Below are 7,593 nucleotides of genomic sequence, written 5' to 3'. Positions count from 1 at the left end.
GCCGAGACCGCTCCAGGGGTTGCCCGGTGCAAGGCCTTGCACCGGGCAACCCCTGGAGCGGTCTCGGCTGGCGTGAGCCCTCGAAGCGGGGGGCGGCCGCGCTTGCGCTTCACAGGTGGCCGCTCGGTTCGGGCTGAGGAAACAGGTGAGAGCGCTGCGATCGACGGGAAGGCTGGCTGGTGTTGCGCCGTCTTTCGGGCAGTTGGTCCTGCAGCAACCGTGCCATGCTCAGCGCCGCGTCCAGATGCTTGTTCTCGACGACTGCGGCCTGGTTCACTTGCCGGATCTTGTCGAAGATCCGGTACGGGAGGGCATGCCCTGCGTGTCTGATCTCGAGCCGTCCATCTGGGAACTCGCAAACCTCGACACGCTTGCCGGCCACGGTCTGACTGATCTGGTTTGGCTCGAGGATGAAGAGCGCCTTGTTATAATGCAGCGTCAACGCTGATGTGACCGTGCGCAGTTCGCGCCAGACCATCTCGGCATTCAGATCTTCGTGGGGGGGGGGCGAGGGGCCGGTGAAGATCCCGCGGATCAAGCGTGTGAGTTCTACTCGAAGTGCGACGGCCTGGTTGGGCGAGTTTATCTCAGCTTCTGTTCGGTTGCCATGAGTTGATCCCGGAAGACTTCAGCCGGAGTTCGGTAGCCGAGACATTTGCGCGGGGTGCTGTTGAGGTGATCACAGATCCGGCGCAGATCGCGATCCGCGAGGTTGAGGGGGTCAACGTCCCGGTTCAGCCAGCGCCGGGCCCGGCGATTGGTATTCTCGACGGTGCCTTTCTGCCATGGCGACTAAGGATCGCAAAACCATGGCTGCACGCCAAGCCCGGCTTTGAGGTATGGCCAGTCCGTAAATTCAGTGCCGCGGTCAAAGGTGATGGATCGGCGCGCGGCATGGTATCGGGCGGCAATCTGGGTGAGATTAGCGCGACAATCTGGATGAGATTCTGGTGTCGCGGTTGTTGGGGAGCGTATCATCGTGATTGACGCTTACAAGATCTTCATCGGGTTCTGATTGTCGCGCAGCGTCAATCTCGGTGGTGTTTCTGGGTGTCGCAAAAGAGGCTGGCCTGCCGCGCTGGCGTTTGGCTTCCATTGCGGAGCGGCGCCGGTAACTTTCGACGTTCATTTCGAAGATGGTGGCGTGATGAACGAGCCGGTCCACGGCGGCGAGCGTCATGGCGGGATCTGGAAAGACCCGGTTCCATTCGCCAAAGGGCTGGTTGGCCGTAATCATGATGGAACGTCGTTCATAGCGTGCGGAGATGAGCTCGAAGAGGACGCTGGTTTCCGCCTGATCCTTGGTCACGTAGGCCAGGTCATCGAGGATGAGCAGATCGAACTTGTCGAGCCGTGCGATGGCGGGCTCGAGCTGGAGTTCGCGCCGTGCCACCTGGAGCTTCTGCACAAGGTCGGTCGTGCGCGTAAACAAAACCCTCCAGCCGTTCTCGATCAGCGCAAGACCGATGGCAGCCGCCAGATGGCTTTTGCCACCGCCCGGCGGGCCGAACAGCAGGATGTTGGCTCCCTTGGCGAGCCAGCTGTCACCAGCGGCGATGGCCATGACCTGCGCCTTGGAGATCATCGGCACAGCCTCAAAGGCGAAGCTGTCGAGCGTCTTGCCCGGGGGCAGCCGGGCTTCCGTCAGATGGCGTTCGATACGACGGCGATCGCGTTCGGCGAGTTCGTGCTCGGCAATGACGGACAGGAACCGGGCTGCTGGCCATCCTTCCTTGTCGGCCCGCTCGGCAAACTCAGGCCAGAGCACCTTGATGGCCGGCAGACGCAGTTCGTTGAGCAGTGTGCTGAGCCTGGCGGCGTCGATGGAGGAAGGAGTCTTCATGCCACATCCTCCAGAGGGTGCGCCTCGATGAGGGCCTCGTAGCCCTGGAGAGAGGCGAGACGGACACTGACGCTTGGCAATCGGGCCGGGTCGGGTGCGAAGGCTGTTCGCAGCGCGACGATATCAGGCAACTGGCCTGCATCGAGGAGCGCGCCCAGGCGCTCTGCAAGTTCCCGCTCGCACCCGCGGTCATGCGCCAGGGCGAGGAGCTCGACCGTGATCTTGCAGGCCTGCTTCTCGGAGAGCTGGTCCACAAGCGCCTCGAACGCCCGGCGGTATTCCTGTCGTGGAAAGAGCTTGTCACGGTAGACCAGCTGCAGCAGCGCCATGGGCTTCTTGCGCAACGAATGGATGACATGGCGATAATCCACCACCTGGTCGTGCTTGCCGCCGACGTGCGCACGCCCTCTTGGCAGCGTCATCAGAGGTGTCGCTCCGATAAAGACATCAAGACGGTCATCGTAAAGGCGCACGCGCAACCGGTGGCCGATAAGCCGGGACGGCACGGTGTAGAAGACTTTGCGCAAGGTGAAGCCGCCACAGCGCGAGACCCGCACCACAACCTCCTCGAAGTCGCTGGTGCGCATTCCCGGCAACGGCTGCAGCACGGCCCGTTCGGCATCAATGCGCTTGCCATGGCGGGCATTGCGCCGGCTGACAATCTCATCGATGAAGCCGCGATAGGCGTCGAGGTCGTCAAAGTCGCGGATACCGCGCAGCAGCAGGGCATCGTGGATTGCCTTCTTGAGGTGGCCATGCGGGCTCTCGATCGCGCCGTTCTCATGGGCTAAGCCTTTGTTGTTACGGGTCGGCGTCATCTGGTAATGGCTACAAAGATCAGCGTATCGCCGCGTCAGGTCTTCCCGGGCATCGGCATCAAGATTGCGGAATGCCGCCGACAGGCTGTCGCTGCGGTGATAAAGCGGCGCACCGCCCAGGAACCACAATGCGTTCTGCAGCCCCTCGGCCAGAGCCACGAAACTCTCACCGCCCAGCACGACATGGGCATGCTCAAAGCCGGAATAGGCCAGTCGGAAGTGGTACAGCAGATGATCGAGCGGCTGGCCGGCAATCCTGACCTCAAGCCCGTTCATGCTGGTGAAATCGGAGAGGCCAAGGCGGCCAGGCTCATGAACCTGACGAAAGATAACATCCTGCTCTGCGCCGTTCACAGCCCGCCAGGCGCGGATCCGCCGTTCCAGCGTCCGGCGAACGCCTTCGCCAAGATCAGGATGACGGCGCAACATCTCCTCAAAGACAGCAACCGGGCGAATGCCAGGGGCAGCCTGCAAAAGCGGCACCACCTCGGCCTCGAAGATATCCCCAAGCGGATCTGGACGCCGGCGGCCCCGCGGCGTCTTCCCCTGAGAGGGAAGTTGTGGGGACTTCGCTATGCGATAGGCGGTTGCCCGGCTGATCGACGCCTTGGCGGCAGCCGCCTCAATCCTGTGATCTCGTCGTAACGCCATGAAAAGCCTCATCTGATGATCGGTTATGTGACGACCAGGCACGATGGCAGCTCCCCTCCTTGAGGAGCCGATCGTATCGGTCGAACCACGATCACCAGAGGCAAAAACGGTGCGGCAGCAGCGGCGGAACTTCGTTCGGGCTACGCCCTCCCTGCGTTCCGCCGCTGCTGCCTAGTCTCATCCTGATTGACGCTCTGTCTCACCTTGATCGCCGCGCTGCAGCATGGGGCAACGGGGCGAGGGTGCGGATCAGGCTGTCCATGATTGGTCTGGATTGCCGATCATTGTTCCGCAGGAATACCGTAAAACGGCTCGTCCGCTCAACCAGCGATGTCAGGTTGGCGTTCCCATATCGCTTTCTGAACTGCAAAAGATCGCATTCCCAGTGACCAAACTCTTGCCGCTGCCGTACAGCGTCGGGACGGTTGAGAATGCTGAACTCGGGAAGAAAACAACGGGTCCGTTGACGCCGAGCATATCTTGGACGCCGGCGTGCGCGGCGTTCGGGCAGGTGCCGCCACAGCTGAATGGCCTGGCCGTCCTTGGAATGAGCAAACCGGTAGATCGTCTCAGGACAGGCATACCAGTGAAATTGTCTGCCAGCGCTACCGTGCCATTCCACTTTCAAGCGGCCTGCGATCTGCTCGGGCGACCAACCATGGCGGATCCGCTCGATAATTGCCTCCCGTAGGCCGGGAAAACGTGCCAGCTTTCGCCGGTCATATCGACGTTGCTTTTTTGCAAGGGTGTCGGCTGCGACACCGAAGTAGCCTCTGACGGAGGGCATCTCCGGATCATGAAAACGGTTGCGCCTGAGCTCGCGAAACACTGTCGAGCGATGTCGGCCGAGCTTCTCAGCCATGACATCAATGCTGATCTTTGCGACCAGCCATCGTTCGATCTTACGCCGTTCTTCCAAACTGATGTGGGAATAGGTCCGCCGAATATGGGGAGGCATGGATCGCTCCTTCGTGCGCTAAGCCATTGAGATAGCCCAAAAGTCGCACTTGGAAGTAGAATCCACCCCCTTACACACAGCCGAACGTGCAATCTATATTATGTCAAACGTAGGTCCATCGTGTCGCTATGCCTGGTGCCCGCAGTAACGCCTCCGGCACCGCGGCGGAAACGGCTGATCGGCTTTGGCCATCAACTCTACTGATCGCTTCCCTGTTTGGTGTGTAGCTAGCCCAGTCTTCGGATTCCGGCCGGACTCTGCACCTCCCGGGGATGCCCCCCGATCCTTGGCGTTGCATTCTCGCCATGCTTTGAGTGTGCACAAATAGCGGACGTCTGCACACTCTTCGCTTTGGACAAATTATCTATAATGCGTAATGATTATCGGTTGGCCATGATGAAAACTATTCATCTTCAGTTTTTCAATTAATAGTATAGTATTAGTACAAATTTTTCTGCATTAATTGCCCCAGTACGATGGTGTTGCGGTTGTAGCGGGGGGCGTAGCTTATCGTTTGGGGCGATATCTGCAGGAAGTCATCTATGTCCATTCAAGCCTTGCGCACAGCGTTGCTGGGCGCTGCAGTGATGTCTGCTGGCCAAATCGGCCAAGTACATGCTGATGAGAGCATTCCACTCGAAGACGTGATCGTCACGGCCCAGCGTCGTGTAGAGAGGCTTCAGGATGTCCCGATCGCCATTTCGGTCGTGAGCGGCACGGAGCTTGAGCGTCGTGACGTCAACCGACAGCTCGAACTGTTCCGTCAGATTCCATCAACATCGATTTCGCCATTTTCGTCGGCGCAGGCGTATATCGGCATGCGTGGGGCGGTCACCTACGATGATGGCGCAGGCATGGATGGGTCGGTGGCGGTTTACGTCGACGACGTCTATGCCAGCCGACTTTCCATGACCGTCTTCGAGCTGTTTGACCTCGAGCGGGTAGAAGTGCTGCGCGGCCCGCAGGGCACGTTGTTCGGACGCAATACCATCGGCGGTGCTATCAACGTGGTCAGTTCCCTGCCTGACGGCGAGACTGATGCGAAGGTCCGCGTATCGCTGGGGAATTACGACCGGGTTGATATCGGCGGCATGGCAACGGGCGCCATCAGGGGCCCGCTCAGCGTCAAAGTTTCCTTCTCCAGCCGTGATCGGGATGGATGGATTACCAATCTGCTCAACGACAAGAAGCTGCGCAATGAGAACAGCCAGGCCGCACGCATGCATCTGCGCTACGAGCACGACGGCTGGGACGTCATTCTTACAGGCGATTATGCGCGTGAGTCACTGGCCGACATGGGACGCATACCGGTGCGCAATGGATCCGGCCCTGTGCTTGACTGGTTTACGGATCTTGGAGGTGACTGGAAGCACTCGACCAATCCGACAGACGGGTATACGAAACGTCGGAACTATGGGCTGACGCTGCGGGTAAACCGTGACCTTGGAGCAGGGGTGCTCTCGTCCATTACCGGATATCGCCACTATAATGCTGACTGGGCGATGGATTCGGTTGGCGTGCCCCAGGTTGTCGTTGTTGACAGCCTTGACGACAAGACGCGCCAGTTCTCGCAGGAGCTGCGCCTTGCTGGTCAACTGGGAGCCAGCATCGATTATGTAGCCGGCCTCTTCTACCTGCGGGAGCACACCGACAGAACAGAGAATTTCCAGATGGTCCTTGGCATGGACGATCGGTTCCTGCGGCCCTCCGATGACCTTGCCGATCTTGTCGATCTAACGCGCCAGGACAATGTCACAAACAGCTATGCCGCATTCGGGCAGGTATCATGGGAGCTCCGGCCAGGCTGGCACCTGATTGGCGGTGCGCGCGTGACCCATGAAACTAAGGACATCGAGGCCGTCGGCCGGGCCGGCGGGTTTGGTATCATCCAAACGACGTTTGAGGCATCGGGGGACCACCGCTGGACAGATTTCTCGCCCAAAGTTGCGCTTGAAAGGCGCTTTGGCGAGACGTTCTCGGCCTATGTATCCGCATCAAAGGGATTCAAATCCGGTGGCTTTGGCGGTGCGCCTGGTCGTGCTGAGGATGCAGTCACGCCCGTTGCGCGCGAGACGGCGTGGAACGTCGAGCTGGGCCTCAAGGCCAACCTGCTGGATCAGACCCTCTACTTGAATGCCGCCGTATTTAAGACCTGGTACGATGACATCCAGAATTCGAGGTTTGGCCCTCCGATCGATAACCCGGATTCGTCCTTTGGTGGGTTTCAAACCGTCAACGTTGATCACGCTGTCGTCCAAGGCTTTGAACTTGAGGGGACTTGGCGGCCAGTAACACCGCTGACCCTGAGCGCCGCGTATTCGTATTTAGATGCCGAGTACAAAGACAGCCTGTTCATGGACGATCGTGGCACCATGATCTCTCTGGACGGCCGCAGGATGCCTGAAGCGCCCCGTCACAAGGCATACTTGAATGCCACGTGGCTGCAGCCCGTTGGGCAAGGCAGTGTGCGCCTGTCCGCGGACTACAGCTATACGAGCTCGGTCGGACAGGATTTGCTTTCGCTCGAGACCAGGAAGCCGGCTTACTCGCTTGTCAATGCGCAGATGGCCTGGATCCCCGATGACCACTGGGAGATGGCGGTCTGGGCCAAGAACCTGTTCAACGAGAAGTATATTTCACACATCTACCTGCTCGGGCCGGGCGATATCGGCGTTTATGGTGACCCGCGCATGTATGGCGTGTCGCTCACTTGGCGTTACTGACGCAAGGAGGCGGAGATGATACGCAAAGCAATCGCAACCTTCTGCTTGACGATGTCTGTGATGGCCCCTTCCCGGCAGGTTGTTGCCGAGAAGGGACCGACGCTGCAGACGCCATCAGGCATCGTCGAGATCAAGCGTGACGGCCACGGCATCCCCCACATCTACAGCGAGACGGTCTATGGCCTGTTCTTCGGCTATGGCTATGCCGCCGCACAGGACCGGCTGTTCCAACTGGAGATGCTGCGGCGCGCTGCGACTGGCACTGCCTCTGAGGTCTTAGGGCCTGACTTGATACCGGCGGATGAGTTGTCCAGGACGGAACTGGATCCTGTCAGCATCCGCCGTCAGATGGACGAGCTTCCACCGGAGCACAGTCAGGCACTCGAAGGCTACGCGGCTGGCTTCACGCGCTGGGTATCAGAGGTTGAGGCTACACCGGACAAGTTGCTGCCCAAGGAATTTGATGAGCTGGAATTCCGTCCCATGGCATGGACAGCAGTTGATGTGGCCATGGTTTTCTCCGCGAGCCTGCTTCACCGTTTTGCAGGCCCGAACCAGGAGCTGGAAAATCTTGACTACCTTCATGAGCTCCAGCGCCTG

At 59.6% G+C, this 7,593-nt stretch carries 6 protein-coding genes and 1 pseudogene; 2 read left to right on the top strand and 5 right to left on the bottom strand.

What is annotated here, in order from left to right:
• Positions 1 to 109: 109 nt before the first annotated feature.
• The 5 genes and pseudogenes from VIG90_RS12930 to VIG90_RS12910 all read right to left on the bottom strand — a co-directional run bounded on the left by VIG90_RS12930 (position 110) and on the right by VIG90_RS12910 (position 4,270).
• A complete protein-coding gene (locus VIG90_RS12930) occupies positions 110 to 478 on the bottom strand; it encodes a hypothetical protein (protein ID WP_331593934.1) in 369 nt (122 codons plus the stop codon).
• Positions 479 to 582: 104 nt separating this feature from the next.
• Positions 583 to 927: pseudogene (locus VIG90_RS12925) on the bottom strand (IS30 family transposase); the annotation flags it as partial.
• On the bottom strand, positions 923 to 1,843 hold the full coding sequence (gene istB, locus VIG90_RS12920; protein WP_331593933.1) for an IS21-like element helper ATPase IstB: 921 nt from the start codon (positions 1,841 to 1,843) through the stop codon (positions 923 to 925). The gene istB and the pseudogene VIG90_RS12925, both read right to left, overlap by 5 nt.
• Complete coding sequence (gene istA / locus VIG90_RS12915; RefSeq protein ID WP_422662184.1) at positions 1,840 to 3,354, bottom strand: IS21 family transposase; 1,515 nt, start codon at positions 3,352 to 3,354, stop codon at positions 1,840 to 1,842. The genes istB and istA overlap by 4 nt, the downstream gene beginning before the upstream one ends.
• Positions 3,355 to 3,511: 157 nt before the next feature.
• A complete protein-coding gene (locus tag VIG90_RS12910) occupies positions 3,512 to 4,270 on the bottom strand; it encodes an IS30 family transposase (protein WP_331593932.1) in 759 nt (252 codons plus the stop codon).
• Between the two features lie 542 nt (positions 4,271 to 4,812).
• On the opposite strand from VIG90_RS12910, the gene VIG90_RS12905 reads away from it, so the two are divergent.
• On the top strand, positions 4,813 to 6,993 hold the full coding sequence (locus tag VIG90_RS12905) for a TonB-dependent receptor (protein ID WP_331593931.1): 2,181 nt from the start codon (positions 4,813 to 4,815) through the stop codon (positions 6,991 to 6,993).
• A gap of 15 nt (positions 6,994 to 7,008) precedes the next feature.
• Positions 7,009 to 7,593, top strand: a 585-nt coding sequence (locus tag VIG90_RS12900) for a penicillin acylase family protein (protein WP_331593930.1), incomplete at its 3' end; no start/stop codon positions are given.

Source organism: Pedomonas sp., from assembly GCF_036515995.1.
In the GTDB taxonomy this organism is placed as follows: Bacteria; Pseudomonadota; Alphaproteobacteria; order Sphingomonadales; family Sphingomonadaceae; genus Pedomonas.
This window is presented reverse-complemented; position numbering and strand designations above follow the sequence as displayed.